Source organism: Bacteroides muris (ex Afrizal et al. 2022) (genome assembly GCF_004793475.1).
Classification (GTDB): domain Bacteria; phylum Bacteroidota; class Bacteroidia; order Bacteroidales; family Bacteroidaceae; genus Bacteroides; species Bacteroides muris.
In genome coordinates this window covers 1-14,564 of the sequence record NZ_SRYZ01000032.1, presented here as the reverse complement: position 1 = coordinate 14,564, position 14,564 = coordinate 1, and the positions used below count along the sequence as shown (strand labels likewise).

15 protein-coding genes are annotated in these 14,564 nt (G+C 48.5%); 5 read left to right on the top strand and 10 right to left on the bottom strand.

Features of this window, described 5'->3' with window-relative positions; genetic code table 11:
- Positions 1-7 precede the first annotated feature (7 nt).
- The 6 genes from E5355_RS13130 to E5355_RS13105 are packed head-to-tail and all read right to left on the bottom strand — an operon-like array spanning position 8 to position 5,424.
- Complete coding sequence (locus tag E5355_RS13130) at positions 8-673, bottom strand: B3/4 domain-containing protein (RefSeq protein ID WP_136010707.1); 666 nt, start codon at positions 671-673, stop codon at positions 8-10.
- Positions 673-1,500 carry a peptidoglycan editing factor PgeF gene (pgeF, locus tag E5355_RS13125; protein WP_136010706.1) on the bottom strand — a complete coding sequence of 276 codons (828 nt, stop codon included), beginning with the start codon at positions 1,498-1,500 and terminating at the stop codon, positions 673-675. Before pgeF ends, E5355_RS13130 begins: the two co-directional genes overlap by 1 nt.
- Positions 1,497-2,678: a GTPase ObgE gene (gene obgE / locus E5355_RS13120; RefSeq protein WP_136010705.1), complete on the bottom strand. Its 1,182-nt coding sequence runs from the start codon at positions 2,676-2,678 to the stop codon at positions 1,497-1,499. Before obgE ends, pgeF begins: the two co-directional genes overlap by 4 nt.
- A gap of 14 nt (positions 2,679-2,692) precedes the next feature.
- On the bottom strand, positions 2,693-3,265 hold the full coding sequence (locus E5355_RS13115) for an adenylate kinase (protein ID WP_136010704.1): 573 nt from the start codon (positions 3,263-3,265) through the stop codon (positions 2,693-2,695).
- 42 nt (positions 3,266-3,307) lie between these two features.
- Positions 3,308-3,844, bottom strand: a complete 537-nt coding sequence (hpt, locus tag E5355_RS13110) for a hypoxanthine phosphoribosyltransferase (protein WP_136010703.1) — start codon at positions 3,842-3,844, stop codon at positions 3,308-3,310.
- Positions 3,845-3,885: 41 nt separating this feature from the next.
- Complete coding sequence (locus E5355_RS13105) at positions 3,886-5,424, bottom strand: peptide MFS transporter (protein WP_136010702.1); 1,539 nt, start codon at positions 5,422-5,424, stop codon at positions 3,886-3,888.
- A gap of 346 nt (positions 5,425-5,770) precedes the next feature.
- Here E5355_RS13105 and E5355_RS13095 point away from each other — a divergent pair, with 346 nt between their 5' ends.
- Positions 5,771-7,282 carry an NAD(P)H-hydrate dehydratase gene (locus E5355_RS13095; protein WP_136010700.1) on the top strand — a complete coding sequence of 504 codons (1,512 nt, stop codon included), beginning with the start codon at positions 5,771-5,773 and terminating at the stop codon, positions 7,280-7,282.
- Positions 7,283-7,310: 28 nt separating this feature from the next.
- On the opposite strand, the gene E5355_RS13090 is transcribed toward E5355_RS13095, so the two are convergent.
- The gene (locus E5355_RS13090) at positions 7,311-7,994 is read right to left on the bottom strand and encodes a DUF5715 family protein (protein ID WP_136010699.1); all 684 of its coding nucleotides are present in this window, start codon (positions 7,992-7,994) and stop codon (positions 7,311-7,313) included.
- Between the two features lie 205 nt (positions 7,995-8,199).
- On the opposite strand from E5355_RS13090, the gene truA reads away from it, so the two are divergent.
- The 4 genes from truA to E5355_RS13070 all read left to right on the top strand — a co-directional run bounded on the left by truA (position 8,200) and on the right by E5355_RS13070 (position 11,102).
- Positions 8,200-8,973 (top strand): tRNA pseudouridine(38-40) synthase TruA, encoded by a 774-nt coding sequence (gene truA / locus E5355_RS13085; RefSeq protein ID WP_136010698.1) that lies wholly within the window; start codon positions 8,200-8,202, stop codon positions 8,971-8,973.
- 91 nt (positions 8,974-9,064) lie between these two features.
- Complete coding sequence (locus tag E5355_RS13080; RefSeq protein ID WP_136010697.1) at positions 9,065-9,964, top strand: DMT family transporter; 900 nt, start codon at positions 9,065-9,067, stop codon at positions 9,962-9,964.
- Between the two features lie 11 nt (positions 9,965-9,975).
- Entirely contained in the window at positions 9,976-10,446 is a 471-nt protein-coding gene (locus E5355_RS13075; protein ID WP_136010696.1) for a GAF domain-containing protein, read from the top strand.
- Positions 10,443-11,102, top strand: coding sequence for a DUF3256 family protein (locus E5355_RS13070; RefSeq protein WP_136010695.1), 660 nt, complete (start codon positions 10,443-10,445; stop codon positions 11,100-11,102). The genes E5355_RS13075 and E5355_RS13070 overlap by 4 nt, the downstream gene beginning before the upstream one ends.
- On the opposite strand, the gene E5355_RS13065 is transcribed toward E5355_RS13070, so the two are convergent.
- The 3 genes from E5355_RS13065 to E5355_RS13055 form a co-directional block, all read right to left on the bottom strand.
- Positions 11,089-11,979 (bottom strand): YitT family protein, encoded by an 891-nt coding sequence (locus E5355_RS13065; protein ID WP_136010694.1) that lies wholly within the window; start codon positions 11,977-11,979, stop codon positions 11,089-11,091. The two genes, E5355_RS13070 and E5355_RS13065, sit on opposite strands and share 14 nt — an antisense overlap.
- Positions 11,980-12,146: 167 nt before the next feature.
- A complete protein-coding gene (locus E5355_RS13060; protein ID WP_136010693.1) occupies positions 12,147-13,301 on the bottom strand; it encodes an acyltransferase family protein in 1,155 nt (384 codons plus the stop codon).
- A gap of 99 nt (positions 13,302-13,400) precedes the next feature.
- Positions 13,401-13,964 (bottom strand): Crp/Fnr family transcriptional regulator, encoded by a 564-nt coding sequence (locus E5355_RS13055; RefSeq protein WP_136010692.1) that lies wholly within the window; start codon positions 13,962-13,964, stop codon positions 13,401-13,403.
- Positions 13,965-14,564 lie beyond the last annotated feature (600 nt).

Here is a 14,564-nt window from a genome sequence, read left to right as displayed (position 1 = left end):
GATGGTCTTATTCAAAATATTGTATGGTTCCACCGGTAGCGGAAGCGTATTTCTCTAATAGGTGCAGTATCATTTCGGCGGCTTCTGCCAGTCCTTCCTGACCGTTGTAACCGTTGACAATGGCAAGGATATGACGGGTTTCCAGTCCCATCTTGGTGCGTTCGTGGTCGCTGGTCGGGGTACCGATACCGCCTATACGGTCGCGGTAGACGGGTAGCCCTTCTATGTTCAGCATGCCGCGGCCTATACCCTCGAACGATTCCTCGGCACGTCCTATACCCAGCTCAAGGTCGGTTCCTTGTATCTTGTCGGCATCAAATCCGCCGATAGAGTGGCCCGTGCGTAGGGAAACAAGGTTGATAAGGTCTACCAGCGTGTCAATCTGATAAAGTTCCAGTCCGCGCAGCAACCGTCTGCGCAGGGCTTCGGCAGAGGGACGGTAGCGGCTGGGGTCTTTTCCGCAACGCTTGTAGGCCTCGCGTGTGGCGGCAATGACGGGTTGATACTTGATGCTGTCCGTTGTTTCACGTGCTCTTAGCTCATGGGTGAAAGTTGCGATTTCCTGCCACAACCCTTCACAATATGCGGTATTTGTCACTTCTGCAAATACGGCTGCACCGCGGAATTCGGGGCAATTTTGCTTGATATCTTTAGAAAGTGTGATATGATACATTAATACAATCCGTTTGAATAGGTCAACATGATTCCCGACAACATCCTTCCGGATCTGATACCCATCCGGCGTGCCGAGAAAAACTCTTCATATTGGGTAAAAGTACATATATTGGCTGTCTCTACTTGTGAGGCAGGTACTCCGAAGTCCAGCAATTGCAGTCGGTTGGCGGCCCATAGGTCGATATGGTATTTGTGGGTGTCGGGTTTCCATTCGGAGATGTAATCCATCTGAAAACCGTTCTTACGGAATGCTTCATAGACTTCGTCGCCTATCTCGAAGGCAGAAAGAGAGATGCCGGGGCCGATGCAGGCTATCACTTCTTTACCCTCTGTGCCATAGCAGGCACGCATCTTGTCGAGCGTGTGGCCGAGGATATGATTCACTGTGCCCCGCCATCCGGCATGAACAGCAGCTATCACGGCATTCTTCCGGTCGTAGAGCAGGATGGGAATGCAGTCTGCCGTAGAGATACAGATGCAGTAACCCGGTTCATGGGTTATCAGTGCATCAATGCCTTGCAACATGGAGTGGCGTTCTTCTGCTGTTGCTTGCAGATAGGTTTCATCAATGACAAGTGCCTCTGTCCCGTGGGTCTGAAACGGGATGACCAGTTCTTTGGGACGCCGGGGCAGCGAAGAACATACTATTTCCTGATTGCGGCGCACTGCTTCAGCATCATCTCCGGTATAAGGCGTACAGTTGAGTGAGGCATAGTTGCCCTCACTGCATCCTCCGCGGCGGGTGGTTACAAAACAAGAAATGCCGGGATATGAGACAAGCAGCTCATATCCCAACATTTTCCTATCTTCAGTAAGAGGAATCATTTTTTGTCTTCCTCCCAATCTTCTTCGTATTCAAAGTCCTCGAGGTCTTCTATGTCCTCATCATCATTGACGTATTCATAGCTGAGGTCTTCGTCCTCACCCTCTTCCTTCAATTCTTCCTGCAGGTGGCTGAGGTCTTTGGCGCGGTGGGCAATGCTGTCTACTTTGCCTTCTATCTTATTGCTTTCCTTGTTCAGCTCTTCCCAAAGGATGTCTTTCAGCACCGGGATGCCCATGCCGGAGACAGCAGAGATGAATATATGCGGAATTCCTTCGGGTAGTGTCGGTTCTATTTCATCCATCAGTTCCTGGTCGAGCATGTCGCATTTGGTGACGGCAAGCACCCTCTGTTTGTCCAGCATTTCGGGGTTGAAGGTGCGAAGCTCGTTCAAGAGTATGTCGTACTCCTTGCGGATGTCGTCGCTGTCGGCAGGTACCATGAACAGCAACAAGGAGTTGCGCTCGATGTGTCGCAAGAAGCGCAATCCCAATCCTTTGCCCGCACTGGCCCCTTCGATGATGCCGGGAATGTCCGCCATTACAAACGATTTGCTGTCGCGATAGGACACGATGCCCAGATTGGGCTCCAGTGTCGTAAACGGATAATTGGCGATTTTGGGCTTTGCCGCAGAAACGGATGCCAGTAAAGTGGATTTTCCTGCATTGGGGAAACCTACCAGACCGACGTCTGCCAGCAACTTCAGTTCCATGATTACCGTCAGCTCCTGCATCGGTTCGCCGGGTTGTGCAAAACGGGGAGCCTGGCGTGTGGCGGTTTTGAAGTGCCAGTTGCCCAGACCTCCGCGTCCGCCTTTCAGCAAGATGACTTCTTGTTCGTGCTCGGTGACGTCGCAGATATATTCACCCGTTTCGGCGTTGTACACCACCGTGCCGCAGGGCACTTCAATCACCTTGTCTGCTCCGTCCTTGCCGAAGCTTCGGTTTTTGGAACCTGATTCTCCGTGTCCTGCCAGAATGTGGCGGTCATACTTCAGATGGAGCAGCGTCCAGTAGTTGCGGTTACCGCGCAAGATGACATGGCCTCCTCGTCCTCCGTCACCTCCGTCGGGGCCTCCGTTGGGTATGTATTTCTCACGCCGCATATGCGTAGAACCTCGTCCGCCCTTTCCGGAGCGGCAATATATTTTTACGTAGTCAACAAAATTCGATTCAGCCATATTCAGTTTTATTGTTATTTTACTGCGTCAATAGCCTTGCAAACATCGGCAAAGATTTCTTCCAATACGCCGAGGCCCTGGATGTGTTGATATTTGCCTTCTTGCTTGTACCAGTCAATCAGCGGAGCTGTCTGCGAGTGATACACCACCAGACGCTTCTTGATTGTCTCTTCGTTGTCGTCTGCACGTCCTGATTCTTGTCCGCGTTTGATGAGGCGTTTCATCAGTTCTTCCTCGGGTACGTCGAGGTCGAGCATTACGCTGACTTCTTGTCCGCGTTCGGCGAGCATCTTCTTCAATGCTTCGGCCTGGGCGATTGTTCTGGGGAAGCCATCGAAAATCACACCTTTACTATCCTTGAAACTGTCGAATACGCTTGCCAGGATATCAATCATCAACTCATCGGGAATCAGTTGACCCTGGTCGATGTAGCCTTTGGCAGTCTTGCCCAGTTCTGTACCATTCTTCATTTCTGCACGGAGCACGTCTCCGGTGGAGATGTGGTTGATGCCATACTTTTCTACAATCTTTTCACTTTGCGTTCCCTTACCTGAACCGGGAGCACCGAAAATTACAATGTTCAACATTTGCTTAGTTATTATTTAATGATTTACTATATTATGTCTGTATCAGTCTACTACTGTATAAATGTCTGGATAGTTACGTCCGAAGCCGTCATAATCCAACCCGTAACCCACGATGAAGTCGTTCGGAATATTCATGGCCACATATTCTATGTTCAAATCAACTTTCAGCTTATCCGGTTTCACCAGCAGGGAGGCAATATGAATCTCCTTGGGACTGCGGGTACCAAGGGTGTCCAGTAGGCGCTGCATAGTGAGACCCGTATCTACGATGTCTTCTACAATGACCACTGTGCGGTCTGTGAGGTCTTCATTGATGCCTATTACTTCCTTAATTACCCCGGTAGAGGATACTCCTTGATAGGATGCCAATTTGACAAACGAAATTTCGCAGGGTATTGTGATTCGTTTCAACAAATCGGCGGTAAACATGAATGAACCGTTCAGTACGCTGAGGAATAGAGGATTCTTTCCCGCCAGGTCGCGGTTGATTTCGTTCGCTACACGGGTTACTTCTTTCAGTATGTCCTGCTCTTTGATAGAGACTGTGAACATTTTGTCTTTTATTTGTATGGTATCCATAGATGGGATGTTTTTAGAAAGTTGGGGCAAAAATACGATTTTTATTCCACTCCATGCATCATCTTCTGCAATTTCTTTGAAAGCAGGAAGAGGATAAGCGATGCTGTGGCAGACATGACGACAAACACCATGAAGAAATCGTACATCGTCTCGATGTGATAGCCCAGCAGTGTCTTTACCTTTCCGGCTTCGGGATAGAGCCCGCTCAGCGTGCCTGCAAACTTATTGGCAGTGGCAGTGGAGAGATACCATATCCCCATCATCAGCGAGGCGAAGCGGATGGGGGTGAGTTTATTCACCATAGAGAGCCCGATGGGCGAGAGACAGATTTCGCCCATGGTGTGGATAAAGTAGAGCCCCGTCAGCCAGATGAGGCTCACTTTGATGCCCGGCTGCACATCTTTCACCCCAAAGCAGATGACGAGATAGCCCAGTGAAAGTAGTAGCAGACCGATGGCTTGCTTGGTAGGCGAGGCGGGCTCCATGCCCCGCTTGCCCAAAGCACCCCATACACCCGGCATGATGGCGGCAAGTATCACCACAAAGAAGGGATTGAAGGACTGAATCCAGGAGGCGGGCATTTCCCACCCCAGGATGACGCGGTCGGTCTGTTCGGAGGCGAAAAGCGTGAGCGAGGCACCTGCCTGTTCGTAGGCTGCCCAGAAGAAAATGACGAAGAAGGCGATGATGTAGATGACAAAGATGCGGTCGCGCTCCGTCTTGGTGAGCGAGCCTTCCAGCAGGATGCTGACAGGAAACACGATGCAGGCGGTGAAGATGCCGATGCTTATCCAGTCGCCCCCGAAGCACCAGTAGAAGAAACCGGCAAGCGCGATGGCGAGTAGGGAAAGCAGTAGGTAGTTGCGTGCGCTCCGGCCATTGGCGGGGGCACTCTTCCGGGCAGTGTTGTCTGCCTGAGGCTGCTCCTTGCGGGCATCGGGGATGATGCCGAGAGGTTGGCCGTCGGGGCCGATGAGGTACTTGTTCTTTTGGGTTTCGAAGAGGGCAATCGTCAGCACGGTGACGATGGCGGCAATGAGGAATCCCCATCGGAAGTCGTGAGGGTTGCCCGTCTCGCCAAAGTAGCCGCAGACCAGCGGGGCGAGGAAGGAACCCACGTTGACACCCATATAGAAGATGGTGTAGGCGGAATCCAGCCGTTTGTCACCCGGCTCGTAGAGCTGCCCCACCAGGGAGGAGACGGTGGGCTTGAAGCAGCCGTTGCCCAATATAAGGAAAGTCAGTCCGCCGTACATCAGCCAATGCGAAAGCTCACGTGCCTCCAGCATCGAGGCGCTGGCGAACATCAGGAACTGGCCGATTGCCATCATCATCGCTCCCCAGAAGACAGAACGGCGGATGCCCCAGTATTTGTCGGCAATGTAGCCGCCAATCAAAGGTGTCAGATAGACCAGTCCGGTGTAGCTGCCGTAGATGGAGGCGGCGTGCTCCTTGTCGAAAAGAAGTGCCTGGGTGAGAAACAGGATGAAGATGGCACGCATGCCGTAGTAACTGAAACGCTCTGCCGTGCTGGTGGCGAAGATAAGGTAAAGACCTTTGGGATGTCGGGATGTACTCATAGTGTATATTCTTATTGTTTTTCGTTTTTATGATATTGAAAGTGCAAAAATAGTCATTATTTTCTTAAATTGGCGGAGATAATTAATTTATCAAATCCGATAGGGAACACAAGTTTGTGCCAATACGATGGCACAACTTTGCCAATACGATGGCACAACTTTGCCAATGCGATGGCACAACTTTGCCAATGCGATGGCACAAACATAGGATTACTGGCTTCCTGATAATGCGGAGAACCCTTCTCCGTGACAGCACAAATAACTTGATAAAAAACGCCTTCTCTTTGTATAGTTGAAATCAAAGCTCTATCTTTGCTCTATAATTTAAAACTCAGATAATTCTGTTATGAAGATATTTCCTACTGCAAGCATCAAGCAACTGGATGCAAATACCATAGAGAATGAACCGATTTCTTCCATCGACTTGATGGAACGTGCCTCACACGCATTGGCGGAAGCCATTGAGGAACGCTGGGAGCCGGACACGCCATTTACGGTCTTTGCCGGACCGGGGAACAACGGTGGCGACGCGCTTGCCCTCTCGCGGTTGTTGGCAGCGAAGGGATACCGGCTCGAGGTGTATCTCTTCAATACGAAAGGGACGCTTTCGCAGGACTGTGAGACGAACAAGGAACGGTTGTGCGGCGTGACGGGTGTGGAGTTTCACGAAGTGACGACCCAGTTCGTGCCTCCCACATTGACAGCAGGGCACGTGGTGATAGACGGCCTTTTCGGAAGTGGTCTGGACAAGGCTCTGAGTGGCGGTTTTGCAGCCGTAGTGAAGTACATCAATGCCTCGCCCGCCACGGTGGTAGCCATTGATATCCCGTCGGGACTGATGGGCGAGGACAATACCTATAATATACAGACGAATATCGTCCACGCCCATCTGACGCTAAGCCTACAACTCCCGAAACTGGCATTTCTCTTTGCCGAGAATGAACCGTATGTGGGCGAATGGCAGTTGCTGGACATCGGGCTCAGCAAGGATGCCATACATGACATGGAAACGGACTTCTGTCTGCTAGAGCATGAAGACGTGTCTGCTTTGCTGAAGCCGCGCAGTCGGTTTGCCCATAAAGGGAACTTCGGACGCGCATTGCTGATAGCCGGTTCGCAGGGGATGGCGGGGGCCTCGGTGCTTGCCGCACGCGCCTGCCTGCGTTCGGGTGTGGGGGTGCTGACGGTGCATGTTCCGTTCTGCAACAACTTCATTGTGCAGACTTCCGTGCCCGAAGCCATGACAGAGCTGGACATCAGCGACACTTGCTTTGCCGCCGCCACCGATACGGATGATTATCAGGCCATAGGGATAGGCCCGGGACTGGGAAAGGCGGCAGAAACCGAAGCGGCTCTGTTGGAGCAGATAGATATATGCCAGACTCCGATGGTGGTAGATGCTGATGCCCTGAACTTGCTGGGCGAGAAGCGCAACTATATAGGGCGTCTGCCCAAAGGGAGCATTCTGACTCCGCACCCCAAGGAACTGGAGCGTCTTGTAGGCAAATGCCAGAATTCGTACGAACGCCTGGTGAAGGCTCGCGAGCTGGCGAAGAGTGCCGGAGTGCACATCATCTTGAAAGGCGCTTATTCTGCCATTGTCACTTCTGCCGGGAAATGCTTTTTCAACCCTACCGGCAATCCGGGTATGGCAACGGGAGGTAGCGGTGATGTGCTGACGGGAGTAGTGCTTGCACTGCTTGCCCAAGGCTATGAGCCGGAAAAGGCAGCCTGCCTGGCCACGTATGTGCACGGACTGGCAGGAGATATTGCCTGCAAGAAGCAGGGGGCAGTGGCGATGACGGCAGGGGATATGGTTGCCTGCCTGCCGCTGGCGTGGAAGATGTTGGAAGAATAAAGAGATAAGTGTAATAACACTTATCTGCTTATTTCCCTCTTGTCGTAATGTGGAAGCATCCTTGCTTCAACTCGTATTTGATGTAGCATTTGTCGGCTTTCCGCAGGTCACGAAGCACTTCCGAAAGAACCAGTTTTAAGGTATCTGCGCTGACATCCTGCAAAGGACGCCCATCCTCGTCTTCTATTTTCTGAAAGCGCTTCCAGCTGACATCGAATGTCGTTCCGTAGAAATGTGCCGAGTTTGGAGAAGCATTGCGGTTGCGGCTGCGCAGGCGTTTTACATCGTTCTGGGTGCGAAGTACGGAAGTCACAATTACCTTGTTTGGATTCAGCCCCTTGGAGGTCAGTGAATCAAGGAAGTTGCGTCCGATGGTGTCCAGCAGGCTGGCTGCGCCCGGAATGAGATAAGGGATGGAATGCGTCAGTGAATCCACGGCATAGAGCTCGTTTGTCGTGATAGGTTGCAGTTGCTCCTTCATCTTTTCTGCTTCCTCGCGAGAGGAAAGCACACGTATGCCGATGGCTTGGGCTGCATTGAGATGTTTCTCATTCAAGTCTCCGAACGAGCGTTTGTAACTGACAACGCCCCGAATGTTGCGTGGTTCGTTCAACTTGAGCGACATGTCCTTCTTCTTACAGCCGGCAAAGGTGAATGTTGCGGCAGCTGCGGCAATTATCAGTATAGGTAGGATTCTGGAAGAATATCTCATCTTATAAATGTACTACGTCTGTGAAAAATCTGCGTTAATCTGTGTAATCCGTGGTGAAAACCTTGCAAAGATAATTCAAACGTTTTTTAAATTGGCACTATCTTTGCTGAAAAAGCGAATATAGGCTGCACTTCAGCATAACTTTTTCATGCGAGCATGAAAGTTCTGTATTCGGTTTGCACTATCTTTGCACACAAAAAAGACCGTGCAACGATATTTTATATACTTGGCTTATGATGGTACCGCTTATCACGGCTGGCAAATCCAGCCGAATGGTGCGAGTGTGCAGGAGTGTTTGATGAAGGCGCTGAGTACCTTGCTGCGTCGCGAGGTGGAAGTAGTGGGAGCGGGGCGTACCGACGCCGGGGTGCATGCCTCACTGATGGTAGCTCACTTTGACAGCGATTCTCCTCTGGACACTGTTTTTATGACGGATAAGCTGAATCGCCTGCTTCCTCCCGATATTTCTGTGTATCGCTTGCGGGCGGTGATACCGGAGGCACATGCACGCTTTGATGCAACTGCACGTATGTATAAGTATTACGTCACTACCGCCAAGTCTCCTTTCAATCGCCAATATCGTTGCCGTCTGTTCCAAACACCGGACTTTGAGCGGATGAATGAGGCGGCCCGAACCTTGTTTGACTATACGGACTTTACCAGCTTCAGCAAACTCCATACCGATGTCAAAACCAATAATTGCAAGATTATGTATGCTTCCTGGACTCGGGTAGACGATGTGACCTGGGTTTTTACCATCCAGGCCGACCGTTTCCTGCGCAACATGGTACGTGCTATTGTTGGCACTTTGCTCGAGGTGGGTCGTGGAAAACTTTCCGTCGAAGGGTTCCGACGCGTCATCGAGCAGAAGAACCGTTGCCGCGCAGGAACTTCCGTTCCCGGAAATGCATTGTTTTTGGTGGACGTAGCCTATCCGGAAGGGCTGTTCTTAAATGAAGAACGGGAAATGAAGGATTGAGGATTAAATATTGCATATATCTTCCCGTTCTTCATTTTCAACTATCAACTATCAACTCTCAACTATTAACTATCAATTTTCAATTAAAACAATGTGGTTATTACTTGCTTTCCTCTCTGCCGCCTTGCTGGGATTTTACGATGTCTTCAAGAAGAAGTCGCTGCGTGACAATGCCGTACTGCCGGTGCTTTTTCTGAACACGCTGTTCTCAAGCCTTATATTTCTTCCTTTCATTTTGGTATCTGCCTTTGCGCCGTCGGTGTTGGGAGGCACGATGTTTGATGTCCCCGTGGTGGGGTGGGAGGTACATAAGTTTATTGTTGTCAAGTCGCTCATCGTGCTTTCTTCCTGGATATTAGGCTATTTCGGGATGAAGCATCTGCCGCTGACTATCGTGGGACCGATTAATGCGACGCGGCCCGTAATGGTGCTGTTAGGTGCCATGCTTGTGTTTGGCGAACGCTTGAACCTTTATCAATGGATTGGCGTGCTGCTTGCCATAGTGTCCTTCTTCATGCTGAGCCGTTCGGGCAAGAAAGAGGGAATCGACTTCAAGCATAACAAATGGATTCTTTTCATCGTGCTGGCGGCCGTTGCCGGAGCTGTCAGCGGGCTGTATGACAAATACCTGATGAAGCAGCTCAACCCGATGCTGGTGCAGTCGTGGTATAATGTCTACCAAGTCTTTATCATGTGCCCCATCATCCTGCTGTTGTGGTACCCCAAACGAAAAGAAAGCACTCCGTTTCGTTGGGACTGGACCATTATCTGCATCTCCATTTTCCTCTGTGCGGCAGACTTTGTATATTTTTATGCCCTGAGCTATGAGGACTCCATGATTTCCATCGTTTCGATGGTGCGCCGTGGTAGCGTTGTGGTTTCCTTCCTTTTCGGTGCGCTTTTCTTCCGTGAAAAGAATTTAAAAAGCAAGGCTGTCGACCTCATTTTGGTGTTGATTGGAATGTTCTTCCTATATTTGGGGAGTAAATAGACAAGAAATATATGGCAGAAGACTTATATATAAATGCTGGTAGCAAGACAGAGAAATATCGAGCCCTGCTTCCTCAGCTGAAAAACCTGCTGGCAGGTGAAGATGACTTGATAGCTAATCTGTCAAATGTTTCGGCGGCGCTGAAAGAGACTTTCCGTTTCTTCTGGGTAGGATTCTATCTGGTGAAAGGGGAGGAACTGGTGTTGGGACCTTTTCAGGGACCGATAGCTTGTACACGCATCAGGAAAGGTCGCGGTGTTTGCGGAACGGCATGGGATAGAGCCGAGACATTGGTTGTGCCCGATGTGGATGCATTTCCCGGACATATAGCCTGCAGCTCGCTGTCGCGTTCGGAGATTGTGGTTCCGCTGAAGCGTGAGGACGGTGAAGTGTGGGGGGTATTGGATATTGACAGTGACGATTTGGGCAGTTTTGATAAAACAGATGCCCGTTTCCTTGAAGAAATGATTAAAATGTTATGATAAGAAAACTGAGTGCTTTTTTGTTTTTGGCTTTCATCGGATGGGGATGTTTGCAGGCCCAGGAAGCCAAGACGTGTTTTAAGAATATGCCGGATTCTATATGTCCGTTGCTTAGTGCCGTGAACCGTGCGGATTTTATAGACTTTCTGGAAAGTAAGATGAAAGCCGAGGTGACCAACAGCCTTGGTGGTAAATCGGAAATGACGAAGCTTTCTCCAGACTATATACATGTGAAGATGACGCCTCAAGGGTCATGGCAGATGAAGCTCTTGCCCGTTAACGACAGTACGAAGGTGATTTGTGTGGTTGCTACGGTTTGTGCTCCGGCCTGCGACAGCCATGTCAAGTTCTATAACACAGACTGGAAGGAGCTGACAGCTTCGTCCTATTTGCCGGCATTGCCCGTTCTGGATGATTTTATCGCTGAGGCCTCGGATACAGTGGATGTCTATGAGTATCAGGATGCCCGTCGCCAGGCCGACATGTTGCTGATGAAAGCAGACCTTTCTGCGGAGGACGCCACGTTGACATTTACTTTTACCACGACCGATTATATGGGTAAAGAAGCGGCGGAGAAACTGAAACCGTTTGTCCGCCGTTTTATTGTTTATACTTGGAATCAAGGGAAGTTTGAGAAGTCCTCTACTTCACTTTGATTTTGTCGAATCCTTCTCCATAGACTCCGATGACTGCACTTTGTGATACAAAAGCATTGGGGTCTATGTCTTTTATGAGCCGGAAGATGATGGTGGACTCCCGTTTCTTGGCCAGCACGAATAGCATTTTTATCTCTTTTCCTGTATAGAAACCCGAAGCGTTGATGACCGTTGCACCTCTATGGGGATATACCTGGATGTGCTTGGCTATCTCTTCGTATTTATCGCTGATGATGAAGAATTGTACGGACTGGCGGGCACTGTTCACCACTTGGTCGAGCACGAAGCTGCATATGTATAGAGTAACGTAGCCGTACACCACCTTTTCCCAGTCTTTCAGAACAAAGTAGCTGGACGAGATGATGATAAGGTCGCATATCAGCATGACTCTGCCCAGCGTGATGTCGCGGTATTTGTTGATTACGGCGGCAATGATGTCCGTGCCGCCGGTACTGCCGTTGTTGGAAAAGGCGATGCCGATGCCGCTACCGCAGAAGGAAGCACCGATGACACAAGCCATGAAGGGTTGGTCGTGTAGGAGGACAACACCCTCGGTCAGTTTCTGGATAATGGAAAGGAAAAAGGTCAGGGTGAATACGGCAAAGATTGTCTTTACGCTGAACTTCCATCCCAACACACGTAGGGCAAGCAATAGAAGTATAAAGTTGATGGCGAAGTACGTATATTGGACGGGAAATCCAGTGGCAAAATATACGATGGATGCAATGCCCGGTACGCCACCGGTAGTAATATCGTTGGGAAGCAGGAATACTGTCCAACCGATACCATATAAGACCATACCCAGAGCAATCATCAGATAATCCCGCAGTTCGCGCATGGTGTTCTGTCGGGAGGGAACATGTACTATTGTTTTCATTATAATTTTATGTGGTTGTGAAAATGCGGGGACAAAGATACTGCTTATTGGGGATATAATGTAGGAAAAAAATGCAGATTTTTGCAATCAACCTTCATATTTCCGCGTCTAATAAGTAAAAAGAGGAGATTATGAATATAAAAATGTGACGGAAGTAGGAAGCCATTTTACCGTTTCTTGTTCAAGAAGCGTTTAGCCAGATATTTCCGCGCCGGTTCATCATAGAATTTCAGGCATAGAGAAGCCAATAATATGTTCCATGCGTAAACACACAAGGCAACCTGCCAGGTCTGTTCCAATGTGAAGAGCTGGTTCTTGATGAGCCATGCATAGAATAAGTACATGAATGGATAATGTATCACATAGATTGGATAGGATATATCTCCCAGGAATTTGCATATCCGGGTTGATTTCTTGTCTGTTGTGGTACCGGAAGCTCCTAACCAGACGAGAACCGGAAAAGCGATGATTACACAGAACGCTTCATAAATGCCATTTGTACAGACCGGTGTTGCACCTTCCAGGTAGGGCACTGAAAACAAGGCGACCAATGCGATGGCACATATCCAGAAAGCACCTTTCACCTTGATAGGCTTGAAGTTGCGTGACAAAAGCATGCCCATGGAGAAAGGAAAAAGCATCCTCAGTAATCCGCCGCCAAAGTTTATTCCGTCCAGTGTCCAGCCCACTCCCATATTTCCGTATCCGGAGACATCGAAAATGGCGAATGATGCCAATGCCACTCCCAGCAATATTGTCAGTACGGTTAGGGCTTTGTTTGATAAGCGGTGGATAAATAAAGCATAAAGGATGTTGCCTATATATTCAAAGAACAAGGACCAGCATGGACCATTCAAAGGAAACATTTCGCCATTGCCACGGACTTCATAACCTGCACCCGGCATTGTGGGAATAAAAAATATTGTGCAAAGAAGGGACAGCATAATCATGGAGAGGGCAATATGTGTTCCGTCCCATTGTACACATCCTTGAAGACAGAAGGTAATGGTGCCTAGGACGGCCCCCATAATGGCCATCGGATGGAGACGTATCAGGCGCCGTTTAAAGAAGTTTCTCATTGTGAGGCTCCTGCCCCAACGGTCATCATAGGCATACCCGATAACGAATCCCGATAGTATAAAGAAGAAATCTACAGCTAAATAACCGTGGTTGAAGGTGTCGATAATGCCACCACCGGCAAAAGCATAGCCTTCGAATATATGATACCATATAACCATTAAGGCTGCTACGCCACGGAGCCCGTCGAGAAGGTCATAGTGTGCTTTGGTGTCTGAGAAGGCAGAAGATGAAATGTGTGACATCTGTTTTTTCTATTGTTTGGTTAATGTTTTCGGATGCCAAAGATACGCCATGCGAAACGAAGTTCTTTTGCTTAAAAGCAAAAAAAGAACGACGAGTTTCTATTTTTTTGCGCGTATCCGGCTGAGGGTGTAAATGGAAATACCCAGAAAGGCTGCCACATATTTTAGCTTCACCCGGTTTATCAGTCCGGGGTAACGGTGGTTAAATTGTTCGTACCGCTCTTTGGGAGGCAGTTGGAGTCTTTCCGCAAACATGTGACTGAGCTCTTTGTTTACGTTCTGATGCAATATTCTGCCCCAGTTGGCTATATCGATATATGTTTCGTAGAGAGCGTTTAACTTGTTTATGTGGATAGTATAGATTTTGCAGTCCGAAAGAGTCTCAATACTTTCTATTGACGGCTGTTGATAATATAGTGAATCCATTCCGAAGGTTACATCACCTTCCTGGCTGAACCAAGTGGTGGTATCTTGTCCGTCGTGATGAAATACGGAACGGGTGACTCCTTCCTCAATGAAATATACCAGTCGGTCTGTCACTCCCGCTCGTACTATATAAGTACCTTTAGAGTAGTACCTTACTTGCATATTTGTCAGAAGCGCCTGCAGTGCCTCATCAGAAACCGGGTAAATCTGCCTGATTTTATGAATGATATTGTTCATGGAAAGGGAACTTTTTATTCGTTTGCAAACTTACATAATTTGATTAGAGCCTGTTTAAATTTTCTTCAAAAAGTTTTTTCAGCTTCTTCCCAAGCTTCTTTCCGGTCTGTTTTTCTGTTTCTATTCGTCACATAGCCCGCTATGCTCTTCATTAAAACAGAAAAACATCCTCAAAAAGAACTCTTAAAAGAATGCTGAATAAAATTTAAACAGGCTCTAACTAAAATAGGGCTTTGATATACAAATGTGTGCATTGCTTTATAAGCGTTTATGGTATAATGGGATTTTTCTTGTAAAAAAGATACCTGTTCTTAGAATGTTGTTTCTTTGTCGAAAACGGTAGTCTACGAATAAAATATTTGTATGTGAACGATGCTATTACCATATATTAAAGGAATGTGACTTCGATTTGATTGCTCTTTATTTGATTGGAGTGTATAAACAGAAAAAGGACACCCGACTTAATAGCTGTCCTTCTAATTAATAAGATGGGATAATATAGTTACTTCTTGGAATAGTGATATTTCATGGAGAATATGTAAATTATTTAAGTTTCGCAAGTCAGCATGAAAGTTTATAAGAGGGTATAAAAGAAGGCAT

Excerpts from the sequence above, each read along its gene's own strand:
- E5355_RS13055 (WP_136010692.1), bottom strand. The coding sequence starts at position 13,964 with ATGAACAATATCATTCATAAAATCAGGCAGATTTACCCGGTTTCTGAT.
- E5355_RS13090 (WP_136010699.1), bottom strand. The coding sequence starts at position 7,994 with ATGAGATATTCTTCCAGAATCCTACCTATACTGATAATTGCCGCAGCT.
- E5355_RS13070 (WP_136010695.1), top strand. The coding sequence starts at position 10,443 with ATGATAAGAAAACTGAGTGCTTTTTTGTTTTTGGCTTTCATCGGATGG.
- E5355_RS13095 (WP_136010700.1), top strand. The coding sequence starts at position 5,771 with ATGAAGATATTTCCTACTGCAAGCATCAAGCAACTGGATGCAAATACC.
- E5355_RS13130 (WP_136010707.1), bottom strand. The coding sequence starts at position 673 with ATGTATCATATCACACTTTCTAAAGATATCAAGCAAAATTGCCCCGAA.
- obgE (WP_136010705.1), bottom strand. The coding sequence starts at position 2,678 with ATGGCTGAATCGAATTTTGTTGACTACGTAAAAATATATTGCCGCTCC.
- E5355_RS13080 (WP_136010697.1), top strand. The coding sequence starts at position 9,065 with ATGTGGTTATTACTTGCTTTCCTCTCTGCCGCCTTGCTGGGATTTTAC.
- pgeF (WP_136010706.1), bottom strand. The coding sequence starts at position 1,500 with ATGATTCCTCTTACTGAAGATAGGAAAATGTTGGGATATGAGCTGCTT.
- E5355_RS13115 (WP_136010704.1), bottom strand. The coding sequence starts at position 3,265 with ATGTTGAACATTGTAATTTTCGGTGCTCCCGGTTCAGGTAAGGGAACG.
- E5355_RS13060 (WP_136010693.1), bottom strand. The coding sequence starts at position 13,301 with ATGTCACACATTTCATCTTCTGCCTTCTCAGACACCAAAGCACACTAT.
- E5355_RS13075 (WP_136010696.1), top strand. The coding sequence starts at position 9,976 with ATGGCAGAAGACTTATATATAAATGCTGGTAGCAAGACAGAGAAATAT.
- hpt (WP_136010703.1), bottom strand. The coding sequence starts at position 3,844 with ATGGATACCATACAAATAAAAGACAAAATGTTCACAGTCTCTATCAAA.
- E5355_RS13065 (WP_136010694.1), bottom strand. The coding sequence starts at position 11,979 with ATGAAAACAATAGTACATGTTCCCTCCCGACAGAACACCATGCGCGAA.
- E5355_RS13105 (WP_136010702.1), bottom strand. The coding sequence starts at position 5,424 with ATGAGTACATCCCGACATCCCAAAGGTCTTTACCTTATCTTCGCCACC.